The sequence below is a fragment of the Arcicella sp. GW822-FHT02H01 genome (assembly GCF_058802005.1).
On the sequence record NZ_JBXANT010000001.1, the window covers coordinates 920,421 to 937,705 of the forward strand.

General features: G+C 35.5%; 11 protein-coding genes. 2 read left to right on the top strand and 9 right to left on the bottom strand.

What is annotated here, in order from left to right; translation table 11 throughout:
• Positions 1–118 precede the first annotated feature (118 nt).
• The 5 genes from AC1RNE_RS03960 to AC1RNE_RS03980 all read right to left on the bottom strand — a co-directional run bounded on the left by AC1RNE_RS03960 (position 119) and on the right by AC1RNE_RS03980 (position 8,224).
• Positions 119–1,438, bottom strand: a complete 1,320-nt coding sequence (locus tag AC1RNE_RS03960) for a hypothetical protein (RefSeq protein ID WP_492799733.1) — start codon at positions 1,436–1,438, stop codon at positions 119–121.
• A gap of 83 nt (positions 1,439–1,521) precedes the next feature.
• Positions 1,522–3,108 carry a SulP family inorganic anion transporter gene (locus AC1RNE_RS03965; RefSeq protein ID WP_492799734.1) on the bottom strand — a complete coding sequence of 529 codons (1,587 nt, stop codon included), beginning with the start codon at positions 3,106–3,108 and terminating at the stop codon, positions 1,522–1,524.
• A gap of 79 nt (positions 3,109–3,187) precedes the next feature.
• Positions 3,188–5,056 carry a proton-conducting transporter transmembrane domain-containing protein gene (locus AC1RNE_RS03970; protein ID WP_492799735.1) on the bottom strand — a complete coding sequence of 623 codons (1,869 nt, stop codon included), beginning with the start codon at positions 5,054–5,056 and terminating at the stop codon, positions 3,188–3,190.
• A 9-nt stretch (positions 5,057–5,065) separates the two neighbouring features.
• Positions 5,066–7,567 carry a YbcC family protein gene (locus AC1RNE_RS03975; RefSeq protein ID WP_492799736.1) on the bottom strand — a complete coding sequence of 834 codons (2,502 nt, stop codon included), beginning with the start codon at positions 7,565–7,567 and terminating at the stop codon, positions 5,066–5,068.
• A 306-nt stretch (positions 7,568–7,873) separates the two neighbouring features.
• Positions 7,874–8,224 (bottom strand): hypothetical protein, encoded by a 351-nt coding sequence (locus AC1RNE_RS03980; protein WP_492799737.1) that lies wholly within the window; start codon positions 8,222–8,224, stop codon positions 7,874–7,876.
• A 574-nt stretch (positions 8,225–8,798) separates the two neighbouring features.
• On the opposite strand from AC1RNE_RS03980, the gene AC1RNE_RS03985 reads away from it, so the two are divergent.
• Entirely contained in the window at positions 8,799–9,815 is a 1,017-nt protein-coding gene (locus AC1RNE_RS03985) for a GntR family transcriptional regulator (protein ID WP_492799738.1), read from the top strand.
• 101 nt (positions 9,816–9,916) lie between these two features.
• Here the strand turns inward: AC1RNE_RS03985 and AC1RNE_RS03990 are convergent, their stop codons facing one another.
• From AC1RNE_RS03990 to AC1RNE_RS04000, 3 genes are all read right to left on the bottom strand, one after another.
• Positions 9,917–13,690 carry a hydantoinase B/oxoprolinase family protein gene (locus AC1RNE_RS03990; protein ID WP_492799739.1) on the bottom strand — a complete coding sequence of 1,258 codons (3,774 nt, stop codon included), beginning with the start codon at positions 13,688–13,690 and terminating at the stop codon, positions 9,917–9,919.
• Between the two features lie 175 nt (positions 13,691–13,865).
• Complete coding sequence (locus AC1RNE_RS03995; RefSeq protein ID WP_492799740.1) at positions 13,866–14,315, bottom strand: GNAT family N-acetyltransferase; 450 nt, start codon at positions 14,313–14,315, stop codon at positions 13,866–13,868.
• A 23-nt stretch (positions 14,316–14,338) separates the two neighbouring features.
• Complete coding sequence (locus AC1RNE_RS04000) at positions 14,339–15,358, bottom strand: RluA family pseudouridine synthase (RefSeq protein ID WP_492799741.1); 1,020 nt, start codon at positions 15,356–15,358, stop codon at positions 14,339–14,341.
• 39 nt (positions 15,359–15,397) lie between these two features.
• Between AC1RNE_RS04000 and AC1RNE_RS04005 the strand changes: the two genes are divergently transcribed.
• Positions 15,398–16,303 carry a 1-aminocyclopropane-1-carboxylate deaminase/D-cysteine desulfhydrase gene (locus AC1RNE_RS04005; RefSeq protein WP_492799742.1) on the top strand — a complete coding sequence of 302 codons (906 nt, stop codon included), beginning with the start codon at positions 15,398–15,400 and terminating at the stop codon, positions 16,301–16,303.
• 91 nt (positions 16,304–16,394) lie between these two features.
• Here the strand turns inward: AC1RNE_RS04005 and AC1RNE_RS04010 are convergent, their stop codons facing one another.
• Complete coding sequence (locus AC1RNE_RS04010) at positions 16,395–17,264, bottom strand: bestrophin family protein (protein ID WP_492799743.1); 870 nt, start codon at positions 17,262–17,264, stop codon at positions 16,395–16,397.
• Positions 17,265–17,285 lie beyond the last annotated feature (21 nt).

Genomic DNA, 17,285 nt, shown 5'->3' on the forward strand with positions numbered 1-17,285 from the left:
TCGTTCTACGATTGATACAAATAGGATAAAAGATTAAAGTATTAAAACAAAATTGGGTTATCGAAGCCGATAACCCAATCCAATATTAAACCACATACAAACTAAAATATTGTAACACTTAATTAAAAAATACTTGATATTGCATAATAATACCGCCTTTTCTGTCAGTTGAATGATATTCACCTGCTGAATTACTTGTATACACTGGGCGACTTTGATAAGCCAATGTTAGCTTAGAAGTATGGCCTGTAAACAACCAGTTGATACCCGCATCATAAAATACCATAGGGTCAGCTAATTTTTCATAATCAGAATACTGAACACTCACATAAGGCATCAAAGTACCTGCTTTGCCCAACATATTATTGGCCATTTTATACCCTACTTGTCCATAAACGGTTTGCCCTGTTCCATACAATGGGGCATTATTGCCTGCACCATTCAACACACTAGCATTTGCATTACCCGTAGCAGGATTCAACGGACCGCTTTGGCGTATATAGTTTTTACCGAAATTATAGTCTGACAGTGCTAAATAAGCACTCAAAGCTGTTCCTTTTTCTTTGTTGATAGGCGCATCATAAAAAGCATCAACTGCTAATAATGTCATCGCCGTTTTCAACGTATCTCTACCATTATCTGCTAAATGCCACATCGCATCTGGTTGATAGATAAATCCAGCACCAATATTGAAGATTTTTTTAGAACCATAGTAAGTCCCTACTGTATAAGGATTCATGTTAGATTCTTTATCCCAAAATTGGTACTGAAAATATCCCTGGGTTTGAAATTTTGGTGGTGTTGTGGCAAAGTTTGAATTTTTTGTTAAAACTGTCGCTGCATTAAACCCTGATGCTTTTTGAATTGCCATTGGGTCTGATAAAGCTACTCTATAGTCAAATGAACCTAGTTTTCCTTTGGCATAAATGCTTAGTTTGCGAAGAAACTGGTCGGTTACATCATTAGTTGCTTGTTGATATAGAGGGGCATCTACGCCTAATTGTCCTCCTACTGATGGTGCTGCAAAACGAGCTAAACCGCTCCAGCCTGTCAAACCTCCACCCAACGATAGTTTATTTTTTACTACTGCATATTCCCCAATCGCATCATGGATAAAGAAACCCTGCTTGCGGTCTGATAATGCATTAAAGTTATTCTCTCCTATTTGTAAATAGATATAAGTACGGTCGGTGATTTGTCCAAACAATTGTAATCTTAATCTACGAATACCAATATCAGTAGTCGAAGATTTATCAAAACCATTTGTTGTGGAACCAGGATTGTTTTCGTTATGACGAAGCCAAACTTGATTCAATAATGTCATTTTTAAAAACTGAGAACCATCTTGATTCAAATATAATTTTCCGTCTTTATAAGTCTGAGAAAAGCTTGTATAGGACAACACTAGTCCAGCCACTATAAAAAGTAATTTTTTCATGGTATTAGAATAATAAAAGATTGTTTTGAGATACTGAGCGACAAAATGTCACTCAGTATTAATTATAACAAAATATGTGAATATTAAGCTTTACGAGCGGCCAACCTATGACCAGAAACAGGCTTGTGATTATCAAGACCTACTATTTTAACAGTACCCCCTCTTTCTACATAATCATGCTCAAAGTGATGTAAGTTTTCCATCACAGAGTGATCAACCAATTTAGTGTTCTTTAAATCAATCGTTACATTAAAACCAGCAGGAATAGCATCTAATTTACTTTTAATTCCTAAATAGTTTGTAAAAACAGCAGATTTATCGATTTCTACTAAATATTCATCTCCTTCAAAAGATACCAAGGTCGGTGCTTTAAATAATGAACTAATTGGTAAACCATTCACTAAGTGAATAATGATTTTTAAAGCAATACCTGCTGCAATACCTACTAATAAATCTTCATATAAAGTAAAGAAAATAGTAATCAAGAAGATTGACAATTGCTCTTTACCAATTTTGAAAGTATGGATAAATTCTTTTGGATGAGCCAATTTAATACCTACAGTAATCAACATGGCTGCTAAAGCAGTATTAGGAATAAGCTCAATTAAATGTGATGCTAACAAAACAAAACCTAAAATAAAGAATCCGTGGAAGAAGTTTGCCCAACGAGTTTTAGCGCCATTATTAACGTTTGAAGAACTACGAGCTACTTCAGAAATCATCGGTAAGCCTCCTAAAATTGCAGCTAAAGTATTACCAACACCTACAGCGATTAAATCTTTGTTAGTATCAGATTTACGACGATATGGGTCTAACATATCAATGGCTTTTACTGTAAGCAATGACTCTAACGTACCTACCAAAGCAAACATTACTACATATTTAATAAATAATCCTGTCTGAGAAATACCTGAAAAGTCTACATTGATTTTAATATTTTCCATCAAGTTACCAATGTGTACCAACGCATAAGCAGGCTCAGTAGTTTGGAAATCCATTGCTAATTCAGCAGGAATCGCAATAATGAGCACTACTAATGGAGCAGGAATTTTCTTGATAATAGGATTCTTAATAAATGGCCAACCTAACATAATGGCTAAACAAACAACGCCAATCAAAGTAGCTTTAGGGTCAAGATGTGCAATAAATGTTGGAATTGAACCAATCAAAGCTAATGGCCCTTTTCCTTTTGTCAAAGCTGGTGCTACATCTAATAATACTGGTATTTGCTTTGCAATGATAATTAAACCAATGGCAGCAAGCATACCATGAATAGCCGAAAGTGGGAAAAAGTCAGCTAGTTTACCTAATTTAAATACCCCAAAAAGTATTTGGACAATACCAGCTACTACCATCGCACCCAATGCTAAATGCCAACCTGATTCGCCACCGCCAAATTCATTTACTGCACCTGCTACGATTACGATTAAGCCAGCCGCAGGACCTTTAATTGTTAATCTAGAACCCATTAATAAACTTACTACGATACCCCCAATGATAGCCGTAACCAAACCCATAATAGGAGGAAACTCTGAGGCTTTAGCAATCCCTAAACTCAAAGGAAGGGCTAGTAAAAATACAATAAAGCCAGAGACCGCATCAGTTGAAAAGTTCTCTTTTAATCCCGCTAACCCATCAAGAGGAGCAGTTAGTTTTGTTTTTGTTTCCATTTTGAAATAATATTTTAAAGAATTTTAGTGACGTGATTCAATGGTTAATTAATTATTGAGATTGAATTTGATTTCTTTTTTATGAAGACTTATACGGTACTTCATGATACGTTTTAATATGTGGGCCGAGGAAAATTCTAGCATAAACTCTTATCACAGAAATACCCCCGATGATGAAACTTGACGAAATAAAAAATGCTAAGAAAATTTGATCTTCATGGATATGACTGAAAATTAAATCTTCACCAATAAAAGTTGACGTGATAGGAAAGCCCGTCAAGCCCAAGCAAGCCAACAAAAACATCATCGCAAATTTTGGATGTTCGTAAACGTGTCCGTAAAAACGATTTAAATCCAGTGTTTTCTCAATTGACTTCAACTTGCTTAAAGTGAAGTATCCAAAAGCACCCATTATGATAATGCCACTTAAATAAAATATGGCTTCTTCTAATTTAAAATGTTCATTGAATGAAATGGCAAGCGCAATCCAGAAATGATTCATGATGATTAATAGCCAGCTCATTCTAGGACTTTTCCTTTCTGAGAAAGATTTCAAGACCATGATAAAACCAATCAGCGAAAACAAACCAGGCAAATATTCATGTAATTGTGGAGCAAGCTTTTCTTGGTTGTACAATAGCACCAATCCAACAACATAAGTAGGAATAAACAGCAACAATAGTTTGTTGATTGTCAGGAAGTCTAACTTTCTACCTACATTTTTTAAGGGCTTCCAAACGATATAATCCATGAATAAATCTAAATTCCATTCTTTCAAGCTCATTACATAAATAGAATATTCTACTTTTTTAGGGAAAGAATCTTCAATAGTATGTTGGCGTGGAATGAAATTATAAAACTGCTCACGAATCATATAACTCACTACTGATGGTGAAACAAGCAATTGGTATGTCCTTAAGAAGGCATTCCCTGCAAAGTGAAACAATGCCAAGCTTTCAAATCCTGCTGCTACTTCAATGAAAATCAGTCCAATTTGTGCGATGGAAGCGTAAGCAATCTGGCTTTTAACTGACGACTGTACTCTGGCAATTAATGACGCTATGATACTGGTAGTCAACCCTAACAGACCAATTAATATTCTAACAGAGATTTGGTGTTCCCAAAAAGGAAATGTTCTTAATAAAAGGAATACACCCAAATGCACCGAAAGTGAACCATAGAAAATAGCACTTGAAGGCGTTGGACCTTCCATTGCTCTTGGCAACCATGATGAAAAAGGCAGTTGAGCAGACTTAACGGCTGCGGCTACCAAAATCATTAATGAAATAAATACGCCCGTGAAACTATGACTTAGTATATGCTCGTGTACTAATTCATAATTGCTCAATTTCAAGAAAGTAATGTTTTCATGCCACAAATGGTGACTTGCCCACATGGCAAGTATCAATCCGATATCACCAATTCTATACACTGAAAACACTTTGATGGCATTTTTAACGGGCAAATACCTGTTTCTATAAAAGGCAATTAATAAGAATGATGATATTCCTAATATTTCCCATCCTATAAATAGGGTCTCAAAATTTCCAGAGAGAATCGCTACATTATAACCTACATAGAAAAACAGGATAGTATTAAAAAAACGTTTATACCCTTCTTCTCTATGAAGATAATATCGGCTGTATATCGTCACCAGAAAAGTTAAAAATGCACCTACCAATAAATACACTACCGTAATCTCATCGAAACAAAAATCAATTAAAAACTCATAATCTTTCGATTTAAACAATACAATCTCTTTTAAATTAAGCGTCTCATGACCATGAAATAGCCAAAAAACCGAAAATATAATAAAGCTGATTAAGTGTAATCCCACCGTTAAGAAAGCCACTCGCGAGAGAATTCCTTCTTTTTTTGCAGGTATTAATAAACTTATAATAAAACCTATAACTGGTATAAGAATAAAAATTTGAAGTATCGAAGTCATCTTGTATTCTTATTTTATTAAATAAACTGGAAAATTATCTTGGTGCGATTCTATCAATGGTTCAATCTCAGTAACGGAATCAATTTTTTTATTAACAGCCTGATAAGGAACAAAATGCCCGTTATGAAATCTGAACATTTCATTGGTTTCAGGGTTTACTACCACTAGATGTACCCATTCATTATTGAACCACTCGTAGGTTTCAGGCAATATTTTGATAGTATCCAAAACAACCTGAGGGAAATGTTCAACAATGAATAACATTCTAATTGGGTCGTGTACTTCAATCATTTGACTTGGCAAACCTGGTCTTAAATCTCCATCAATACCATTGGCTACCCCAAAAAGACCCATCACATTGTGTGGTAGTTTTGAACCTGCCCCTAGTTTCTGATTATCGACTCTTGAAAAATAGTATTCCAAGTTAATTCCTCCACAAACTGGTGCTGCCGCTTTCAAAATATTGAATAGGAACTTTCCTTCTAAATCAACCTGATAATTGTATGAATTCATAAAGGCACGTCTATCCAAGAATAATTCTTTCGATAATTCTCTTCGTCCTACAATACACACAGCGTTAGTAGCATGATTTAGCTCTGGTCGTGGCTCGAAAAGCGAAACCGACCTTGTGCGTATTTTTTCATGAATTTCTCCAGCCGTTAGCTTAGTATCGATTGATTCAAATCTTCTAGAACGTTCTTTAGCATTGAAATCAAGGGCTTTTACAAAAAACGTTTCATTTTTTGTATGACCTTCTTTATTTTTTTCTGAAAGCTCATTTTCATCGAAAAATAAAATCTCATCACGCGTAGTATCATGCAAAGCTCCTACAAACTGCGTTGTATCAGGAATCTCAATTCCTTTAGTAGCCAATATTGCTCTTACTTCTTGATGGTTCAGCATAAAGCTAGCGACTCTGGCATTTACAGAACCAGGTCTGCCACAACAAGCACCACAATCATAACCAGCATAATGAGTATTGTTTACACTGCTTGCTCCATGCCCTACGATATATACGACAGGTGCAAAATCTTTTACTAATCCAATACTCTTTAACAAACCTTCCATACGTTGGGCCATCTCAGCCACAGTAAAACCTACTTGAAGTTCATCTTTCCGTGGATGGGTGTGGTCATGCTTATGTTCAATCGTTAGGCTCGATTCTTTATCCATGTGCTTGAATGAAGAAACAGCAGCGGCACTGGTGGTAGGTCTGAATATATTCAAAAACAAACGCATAGCAGACCAGAAACCAAGTGTTTGGGAAATCAACCAGCCACTAAATAACGAATGCGTATGTTTTGTAAAATGTGCATCCTTCGCCTGCTTGCTTTTAGAACCTACTTCTTTAATCAAGAATTTGGGCGTAACAGGTGCGGGACATTGTTTGGTATAAGAATTAGCGTGTTCTGGTTGATAGTAAAACTCAACGCCAAAAAAGCCTGGTGTACCAAATGTTTCACAACTGCTATCAAGTTTTTCAAGATAACGGCGAATAGAACACTCGCGGTCGTCAATACAAAATATTGCTTGAAAGGTTTTTTGCTCAATAATTCTTTTATCACCTTTTTCGAGTTGGATACCTGCTAATACTTGATCGTAGTAAGTCCACTCAAAAGCATCTTGCCAAATTGAAAGTACTTGATTCAGTTCACTCTCAGGTACTTCTGCAAAAATGTCTTTTGTTTTTTCTTTAGCAGTACTACCAAGAGGAACCCAGTTTTCTCCAAATTTAAAATCAAGGGCATCTATCTCTAATAATAATTCAAAAACGATTAAATCATGTGTTGAGATTTTCTTGAGGTCAAGTAATGTCTGTGGCATATCTTCCACTACAGAAACCATTCCCGACCAGCCTTGATGTGCAAATTGCTGATCAAAAAGATATTGCTTATACAGCGATGAGTCACCTACAATAATCTTCAGTAAGTCTTCAATTTTGCAATTACCCTTTAATAATATATTTTTTGCTCGCTCAGTTTTAAAAAAACTCGTAAAGGTATTTCGCTCCATTTCTCTGATGGAAGCTAAAAACCCTTTATGAATATTAGGGAAACTCCAGATTGAAATCCCTTGGTCAAGAAAGCTACAAAGGATTCTGAATAAAATTGGATGAACCAACAAATCCATATCAATATGGTGTACTAATTTCCAGTTTGCTCTTAAAGCACCAATGCGTGGAGTTACGGTTGTATCATACGTTTTTTGAAGAACTTTCTCTTTCCAATCAAGCAAAAACTCTTCCCCCATTCTTTCAACAATAACTTTTTCAAGAATTGGCAAACTAATTCTATTAGATTGATACAATGCTCTGAATTCGTCTAAACCCAAGAACACGTTATATCCAAATATTTTGGATGCCTTTCTCAAGGCTTTATAAAATTTCAGCTGTTGGAACGCATGAAGTGTGTTATGATGAACAAAGTCTTTCAATGGAGCTTGTGCAGGTAAATAGTGCTTTAGCTCATGAAGAACCTCGTGCTCATCAAAAGATGAATCGTGTGCTTTCATACAAATACTTTAAGATTTAATTAAAACTTGTAATAACTCGTATAAGCATATTTCTTTATTGGCTAGAAAGTAAACCTTTAAGCACAAAATATAAGCAACTCAAATTCCAACATCTTTGATTAGTGGTTATAGCAATCAAGATTAAAATCAAGTTTAAATACAAGCATGACACAACATTATCGGAATAATCGAATAAGCTGAGCAAACTTTAAAGAAAATGGTAATGAAAAATGGCCAGATGATTTACAAAGCGATGATGTAAACAAACGGAAAGGCATCAGTATGATGCTTCTGGCAAAAAAGAGATCAAATACGGAAATTGAGATATAACGCAAAAAGCGGAAAGCAAGAATGAATTTTAGATTTAAAAATCCAAGAGGTAAGGTATGTTTGTTTTAAAACAAATAGTTTAAACGTAAAAAACTCACTAAAAGTGAAGGCAATTTTTGATAAATCGAATTCTTTGGTGTCTTCAGAACTTTCTTCACTTTCATTAATTTCAGTATCACATAGTTGTGTTCTAGAAGTGTCATGAGCTGATTTTAAAAGATGCCTTTTCATGAAGTGATTGTGCATAGCATCTTCTGAATTCATTGGCGAAGCAATGAATTTGAAGCTAACTAGCAACAATAACAAAAGGATTTTTAAAAACTTCATATCAAAACGCTGTTAGTATGTGGACTGGTATTTCTGATATTGATGCCAATTTATATTATTCATATTAATTAACATCAAAAAAAAGGATATTATTTTACTATTAATTAATAATTCATTATAAAATGAAATTTTATATCCAAAAAACAATATTAACGCTAAAGCACAAAAAAAAACTACTTGAAAACAAGTAGTTTAGAAGTTAAATATTCAGAGATAGGAGGCATCTTTAAGCAAGTTTGTTTAGAAGACAATTGCCTGCGGAGACAAAGTTATGTCTCCGACAGACACTGTACACCATTAACCATTTTTATAAACAAAACTTGTAATTCAATCATCACTAAAATGAGTGATGAAACATTTATATCTTGAAGCTCGTTTTAATGTTTAAATCTACATTAAAACAATGCTATACTATGCTAGTTAATTCCACTACAAATTTAAAAAAAAAATTATCGATTCAAAATTTTTTAACCATAATTTGAGTTAAAACAGGAAAAAGACAATAGTTTATTAATACACCAAAAAAATATTATTAATTTGCCTTAATTACCTCAAATAGAAAGAAATAGATTCAATGAAAAACAGCATTCAAATTGATGCCCACTCTAGCAAGCCTAAATTTCAACAGTTAATTGAATACATTATCAACGGAATTGAAGAAGGTGAGTTAGTGAGAGGTCAGCAACTACCATCTATCAATGAAGTATCGCACAATTTTGGCATGGCCAGAATGACGGTTGCCAAAGCTTATGATGACCTTCGAGAAAAAGGAATTATTACATCGCACCACGGCAAAGGATTTTATGTTTCAAATACTGACACAAGGAGTCAGCTAAATATTTTTGTGCTTTTTGATGCCCTTACACCTTATAAGGAGATTTTGTATGATAGCTTGGTAGCAGAATTAGGAGAAAACGTAACGATTAATATTTTCTTTCATCATCACAACTTAAAGGTTTTTGAAAATACTATCCTCAACCATTTGGGGTCTTATAATTTCTATATCGTGATGCCACATTTTAATCAAGATGTGACGAACGTACTTCAAAAAATACCTAAAGAAAAACTATTGATATTAGATATTGATGTGCCAAGTTTTGGGACAGATTATGCCATCTTGTATCAAGATTTTAAGAATAATACTTACGTAGGTTTGAATGAAGCCAAGGAATTAATCAAAAAGTATCAAACCTTTTCATTGGTGCTTAGTAGCAAAAGTTTTCAATATACGCCTGTTGGCATTATTCAAGGTTTTGAGCGATTCTGCCATGAAAACAACATTTCTTATGAAATTATTTCTGATTTAGAAGAGGAAGAACACCTTCAAAAAGACCATGCATATCTGGTTTTCAGAGAAAATGATTTGGTTCGCTTCATCAATTGGTCGAATAAAAAAGGGTGGAAACTTGGTAGCGACATTGGACTGATGTCTTATGACGATACGCCCATCAAAGAAATTCTGGCAGAAGGGGTATCCGTTATTTCAAACGATTTTGCTTTAATGGGAAAAAGGGCTGCTCAAATGATTCTCTCGCGAGAAAAAGGCAGGTTTGTAAATAAAGGGTATTTTATTAAACGTAAATCATTGTAATGTAGTGATTGGTGATTAGTAATTGGAGATTAGTATTGTCCAGAAAAGTTGACAATTAACATACTCTATTACTAATCATGTTACTTCAAGTCTTTATTTAATTATGCTGTTCCGAAACCTCCACCACCTGGTGTCCAAATGGTTAGTTTATCTCCTGCGTGTGCTGTAATTTCATTATCTGACGTAACAGTTCCATTAGTTCTAGTTAATAAATGTTTACCTGATGCTCCTGTATTTCCGCCATTTAATCCATAAGGCTGAGTACTGAGGTGCTGACGCAGTAGAGAAACTTCAACATCTTCTAAAAAAGTAACTTCTCGTATAATACCATTACCACCTTTGTATTTTCCTTTCCCTCCTGAATCCTCACGCATTTCAAAACGATTAAGATAAACAGGATACCGTAATTCCATGATTTCAGCATCGGTAATCCTTGTGTTGGTCATGTGCGTATGTACACCAGAGGTACCATCAAAACCCTCCCCTGCCCCGCTTCCTCCGCAGATGGTTTCATAGTAGCCAAAAGTTTTATTGCCGAACAAGAAGTTATTCATCGTTCCTTGTGAACAAGCCACTATACCAAAAGCTTTAAGTAAAGTATCCGTAAGTCTTTGGCTTAATTCTACATTCCCTCCTACTACGGCTGGACAATCTTTGGGATTGTCAGGATAATCAGGATTTAAGATTGACTTTTCGGGAATTATTAATGTAACTGCCTTCAAAATACCATCGTTCAAAGGTATTTTTTCATTTAATAACAACCTTAATACGTAAATTACTACAGAATTTACAATGGCAATGTTCGCATTCAGATTACCTGAGTCTGTTTTGGCACTTCCTGTAAAATCAATTGTACAGCTATTTTCTTGAATATTTACCTGTACTTTTAAAGGTTCGTGGTTATCCAAAAATTCCTCTGCTTGATAAATTCCTTGTCCGAATTGTTGCAGTTTTTCACGCATCCTACTTTCTGAATACGTTTTCAAACGGTTCATATAAAAATGAACTTTAGGTAAACTATGTTCCTGAACCAAAGTCTGTAAAGCTTCTTCTCCGTTTCGATTGGCAGCCAAAGCAGCATTTAAATCTGCTAAATTTTCTTCGATGGCTCGTGTAGGATACTCGCCTGATAAAAGCAATTCTTTGATACTATCCCAACGCATTTCTCCATTTTTCACTAAATACATCGGTGGAATTACTACGCCCTCTTCTGCTAAATTTTTAGAATAAGGAGGCATCGAGGCGGGACGCACACCACCAACTTCGGAATGATGACAACGATTAACCACATAGCCAATCAATTGGTCATCAAAAGAATATACCGAAGATATCAATGTAATGTCAGGTAAATGTGAACCTCCAAATTTTGGATGGTTCGTCACTACTACGTCGCCTTTATCGATGTTGATATACTTTAAAACACTTCTTACACATACGCCCAAGCTTCCTAAATGTACAGGAATATGGGGTGCATTAGCAATGAGTTCGCCTTGTGCATCTAACAATGCACAAGAGAAATCTAGCCTTTCTTTGACATTCACAGAGAGAGCTGTTCTTTGAAGTAATAAGCCCATATTCTCGGCAATCGTCATAAAACGATTAGTAAAAAGTTCTAGCTGTGTCTCCTGATTCTCTATTTCATTTTCAACAACTTCTATTGCCTCTTTTTGAATAATAGCCGTTCCATGATTGTCAATTTTCAGTGTCCATCCTTGTTCAATGACTGTTGTGCTAAAAGGGTCTAGTAATAAAGCAAAGCCTTTAATGATGGCTCCGTTGTCTAACTGATTTCTAAAGTAAACTGGTACATTTTGCCATTGTTTGTTAAAAAATGCTTTAACAGAATGATTTGCGTGTGGGAAATATTCTTCAAATGTTGCTGTTTCTTCCAATAATTCTTTCTCTGAAAACTCATAAGCATTCACCCTGATACTTTCTAATTCGATGGCTCTGTTATCAATCCAATGACCAAAGATGGCTGTATATTTTGCCTTAAAAGTGGCTAAAATATCATCGAAATTTTGCCACGCTATTTCTATCGTCGAGTCTTGTCCTTTGAATCGTAAGTATAAGGAATGACTTTTAAAACGAATTTTTGAAGCTTCTACCCCATCATTTTTTAAAGTACCAACTACCTCATCCTCAGCTTGTTTGAATAATTCAGTCAGGTTATCATTTAATTTTTCGTTAAAAATCTTTAAAACAGACCTTTCGGCAAATCTTTCTACTTGTGCCTTATCAATGCCAAAAGCAGAAAGTAATCCTGCATCTTTTGGTAAAAGAATAGTGCTAATATTCAATAAATTAGCAATACCACAGGCATGTAAACCACCTGCCCCACCAAAGGCTACTAGGGCATAATCATGGATGGAATATCCCTTCGCAATGGATATTTTACGAACAGTATCTGCCATTTTTTCATTGGCAATGGCTCTAAATCCTTCTAAAATCTCTTCTTTTTCGGGTTGTACACCCGTTTTTTCAGCAATTTTAGCCAATAATTCTTGTAATTTTTCAGCCGCTTTTTCAGGGAAAACGGGAATGCTAAATTGTTGAATATCTAATCGACCTAGCAGTAAATTTACGTCTGTAATCGTCAATTCTCCCCCAGCTCCATAACATGCTGGCCCTGGCATAGAACCTGCGCTTTCTGGCCCTACACTTAACTTAAAGCCATCAAAAGAACAAATTGACCCTCCACCAGCGGCAACTGTTTCAATGGCTAACGACGGACTAAATATTTGTCCATTGCCAATTTTTTGCGAGAATTGATAATCGAAATTGCCATCATAACGAGCTACATCTGTACTGGTTCCGCCCATGTCGAAAGTAACAATTTTCTCAAACCCAGATACCTTTGCAATATAGGCTGCCCCCACTACGCCACCAGCAGGACCAGAAAGTAAACTATCTTTGGGATGGAAATGATGTGCATTTACTAAGCTCCCAGCACTGGTCATTACCTTGAAATGCTTATCAGGAATCTGTGCACTGATATTATTGATATAGGTATTGATAATGGGAGAAAGATAAGCGTTGACAACTGTAGTTTCTGCTCTGTTCAAAAACTTGATTTGCTTGCTTAGTTCTGTAGAGATATTTACATATTTAAAGTATTTCAGGAGTACTTCTTTTAATTGCTTTTCATGAATATTATTGCGGTAAGCATTTTTCAAACATACTGCAATTGCCAAGATACCTTCATTTTTAAGTCGTTTAGCTTGTTCTTCCAGCGTAAAAACATTTAGCGATTCAAGGATATTCCCATCTTTATCAATCTGTTCATTTATTTCGATTACTTCACTATAAAGTGGCGCAAGACGAACAATATTCAACGCAAAAATATCTGGACGAGATTGATTGCCAATCACTAATAAATCTTTAAATCCTTTGGTTACCAAAAAAGCTGTCTTCGCTCCTTTCATTTCCAACAAGGCATTCGTTCCTTTGGTTGAACCTATCCTAATTTGAATAGGTGGGAAAGCTTCTCTCAAGCCTGTTTGTGTTATCAACCTTGCTCCTAGTACAGGGGCTTCTTCAAAGGCTGTTAAAGCAAAACTCAATACTTGACTACCCATTGATTTAGGCAACACTTGATTGATGGTCAATGTATTGCTTTCAATATCAAAACTTACTACTTCAGCTTGAAAGCTATGATTAAACAACGTAAAAGTATAGCCTGCTAGAATATCCCTTTTTAAAAACCATGAAGACTTTACCTTGAAGGTCTGTAGATTGATTTGTTCAATAATTTCACCACGAAGCGAGCTATTAGAAAGGATTTTATAGCGGTATTGATTTCCATCATTATCAGATGCTACACAATCGGTGAATGTTCCACCAGTATCTATTGAAATGTTGAAGGTTTTTTGCACTTGTTTTAGAGATAAAAGACACAAGATTTAAGACTCAAGACTTTGGGAAAAAGATTTTAAGAAGTAAGATTAACGGCTTAAAGAAACAATAAGCTAAAAGACAAAATGTATGGAAACTGATTAGATAAATTACATCTTGTGTCTAGCGTCTTGTGTCTTAAGTCTTACTTCTATTTTAAAAATCTAAATGAACATTAATCCATTCGCCGTCCATTTTTGTTCCAAATTTCTTGTAGAAATTAATGGCAGGTTCGTTCCAATCTAATACTTGCCACATTACGCCTGTACAGGCATCGTCTTTGCCCTGTTGGATAGTGGCCTCTAATAATTTTTCGCCTAAACCCTTTCCTCTCATTTTTTCAGAAACAATCAAATCTTCCAGATACAAGCGCTTGCCCTTCCATGTAGAATATCGATAATAATACAAAGCTAGACCAACTACTTCGCCTTCCACTTCCGCCACAATAGACCCGAAGATAGGGTTTTCACCAAAACCATCAAGGTACATTTGCTCAACGGTATTCGTTACTTGCTCTGGTGCTTTTTCATACAACGCTAACTCCTTGATTAGCTCAAACATCACTGGTACATCTTCACGAATACCTTTTCTGATAATGACTGACATTGGAAATTGGTTAGATTAATTGTTTATTCATTATTTACATAAGTCTCCCATTTCTGGATTACTTGCTGCATTTCTTCTGGTAATTCTGTATCAAATTGTAAAAATTCGCCCGTTTTTGGATGAATAAATCCTAGTGACTTTGCATGTAATGCCTGTCGAGGGCACATTTTAAAGCAATTCGCTACAAACTGTTCATACTTAGAAAATACCGTTCCTCTCAATACCCTGTCTCCACCATAGGTAGCATCATTGAATAAGGGATGCCCGATATGCTTGAAATGCACCCGAATTTGGTGCGTTCTTCCAGTTTCTAAATTACATTGAACTACTGATACATACCGTAATTTCTTCAATACTTTATAATGTGTAGTAGCATCTTTTCCCATTGAACCATCCGAGAAAACAGCCATTACTTTACGGTCTTTTAAGCTCCTACCCACATGCCCTGTAATAGTTCCTTCATCTGCTTTAGGCTCACCCCATATTAAGGCATTATAAGTACGCTCGATACTATGGTCGTAAAACTGTTTTGCCAGATGCGTCATTGCTGTATCTGTTTTGGCGATTACCAATAAACCAGAGGTATCTTTATCAATACGATGTACCAATCCTGGGCGAATTTCGCCATTACGATGGGTAGGTAAATTTTGGAAATGGTAAATTAAGGCATTCACCAAAGTACCCTCCCAATTGCCATGCGCAGGATGCACAACCATGCCTGCTGGTTTGTTTACGACTAATAACTCATCATCTTCAAACACAATATCCAAAGGAATATTTTGTGGGATAATTTCTGTATTCCGAGGTGGTTCTGGTAATAAAACCGTGATAACATCTAAAGGCTTTACTTTATAATTGGCTTTTACTACAGCATCGTTTACTCTTACCGCAGCAGTCTCGATAGCATCTTGTATTTTATTGCGAGAAGCATTCTGTAATCGGGACATAAGGTACTTATCAATCCTTAATATACTTTGTCCTTTGTCAACCTCAAATCGGTGGTGCTGATATAATTCTTCTTCTTCGTCTTCTATTTCTTGCATATATTTGGCATTAAAAACCAAATTTAAACAAATACCGCCATGTTTCAATTACCCGTGTCTCCTTTAGCGTTAATAAAGGATCCTATACTTGACTCATTTAAGGTAAAACTTTATTTAAAAAGAGACGATTTAATTCATCCAGAAGTAACGGGAAATAAGTGGAGGAAACTAAAATTCAATTTAATTGAAGCCAAATTACAAGGATTTAATCAGCTATTAACCTTTGGCGGTGCCTATTCAAACCATATCTACGCAACAGCCGCCGCTGGTAAAGAGTTTGGGTTTAAAACAGTGGGCATTATCCGTGGAGACGAACTTACACCTGATTCAAATGCTACGCTAAGGTTTGCTCATGATTGTGGCATGGAATTAATTTTTGTTACTCGACTCGATTATAATTTTAGGAATAGGTTAACGCGACAGTATGGAGAGAAATTTTATGTTTTGCCAGAAGGTGGCACAAATGATTTGGCGATAAAGGGCGTCAATGAGATGGTTGATGAAATTTATGATATACTCAACCCCGACTATATTTGTAGTGCAGTAGGCACAGGCGGAACGATTGCTGGTATCATCAGTGGATTAAGAGGAAATACCAAAGCAATAGGCTTTGCTTCGCTAAAAGGCAAAGGTTTATTGAAAGGACAGATTGAAAAGCTTTTGCCTTTTGAAAAAGAGTTTGAATTGAATGAACAATATCATTTTGACGGCTATGCCAAAACTACTCCTGAGTTGATTAGTTTCATCAAAGGCTTTGAAGAAAGGAATCCCAATATCATGCTTGAACAAGTGTATACTGGCAAGATGATGTTTGGTATCTATGATTTAATTCAGAAAGGATACTTTCCTGAAAATGCTAATATCGTTGCTGTACACACAGGAGGTTTACAAGGACGTTGCGATGAGTTAAAAGAAACAGTTATTAATCAAGCAAGCATAGTTTAAAACTAATTCTTACTATTAGCTGGCGACTTAAGTCGCCAGCTAATAGTAATCCCTAGCGAGGTACTTAAGTACCTCGCTAGGGATTACTAGGCTAATTTAATATCTCGCCAACATGTTTTTGTATATTCTTAGACATCGTCGTTAATGGCAAATCGTTATCATCTACCCCAAAAGGATTTTCAATTTCTTCTGCAATCAATTCTAAACTAGCCAATACATAAAACACAAAAACAACGATTGGCACGGCGATATAACCCAAGCTAAAGACATAGCCAAAAGGCAACGACATAACATAAAAAAATATAAATTTCTTGATAAAAACTGAATATGAGAACGGAATCGGTGTACTTTTGATACGCTCGCAAGCACCACAAATATCAGTGAATGTGCGAAATTCTTCGTTCAAAAATAATAGTTGCGTACCACTAATTACTTTTTGATGATAGAGGTCGTTTATTCGGACAAACATCAATTTAGCAATATGGTTGGGTTTATGTAAATCGTGATGGAGAGATATTTTAGAAGTAAATACTTCGCTATCTTTCTGGTGCCCTCTGAGGTGTCTTTTTAAAGCAAAAGCATATTCCACAATATGTTCTTTGAAGAATGTTTTGTTCGCAATATCATCCGCAGGCAAAACAGCATTGATTTTCATGGCTAGATTTCGGGAGGTATTCGTTAAGTTTCCCCACATTCTTCTGCCTTCCCACCAGCGTTCATAAGCAGTATTCGTTCTGAAAACTAATAAAAGAGAGATTACAAAGCCTAGCATTCCATGCAGAATGGTGATATTTTTGATATGACTATTTTCACTTAATTTAAATACTTCTATTTCTAAAAAAGCAATGAGCGCCACATAAATAGACAAACTAATCATCATAGGTGTTAGCTGACGTACCGTATCGCTTTTGTGGATTCTAAAAATGAATGTAAACCATTCTTTGGGATTATAATTAATCATGTTTGCTGTGATAGGTTTGGT

Coding starts and splice junctions, on each gene's coding strand:
- AC1RNE_RS03960 (WP_492799733.1), bottom strand. CDS start 1,438: ATGAAAAAATTACTTTTTATAGTGGCTGGACTAGTGTTGTCCTATACA.
- AC1RNE_RS04005 (WP_492799742.1), top strand. CDS start 15,398: ATGTTTCAATTACCCGTGTCTCCTTTAGCGTTAATAAAGGATCCTATA.
- AC1RNE_RS03970 (WP_492799735.1), bottom strand. CDS start 5,056: ATGACTTCGATACTTCAAATTTTTATTCTTATACCAGTTATAGGTTTT.
- AC1RNE_RS03995 (WP_492799740.1), bottom strand. CDS start 14,315: ATGTCAGTCATTATCAGAAAAGGTATTCGTGAAGATGTACCAGTGATG.
- AC1RNE_RS04000 (WP_492799741.1), bottom strand. CDS start 15,358: ATGCAAGAAATAGAAGACGAAGAAGAAGAATTATATCAGCACCACCGA.
- AC1RNE_RS03975 (WP_492799736.1), bottom strand. CDS start 7,567: ATGAAAGCACACGATTCATCTTTTGATGAGCACGAGGTTCTTCATGAG.
- AC1RNE_RS03965 (WP_492799734.1), bottom strand. CDS start 3,108: ATGGAAACAAAAACAAAACTAACTGCTCCTCTTGATGGGTTAGCGGGA.
- AC1RNE_RS03985 (WP_492799738.1), top strand. CDS start 8,799: ATGAAAAACAGCATTCAAATTGATGCCCACTCTAGCAAGCCTAAATTT.
- AC1RNE_RS04010 (WP_492799743.1), bottom strand. CDS start 17,264: ATGATTAATTATAATCCCAAAGAATGGTTTACATTCATTTTTAGAATC.
- AC1RNE_RS03980 (WP_492799737.1), bottom strand. CDS start 8,224: ATGAAGTTTTTAAAAATCCTTTTGTTATTGTTGCTAGTTAGCTTCAAA.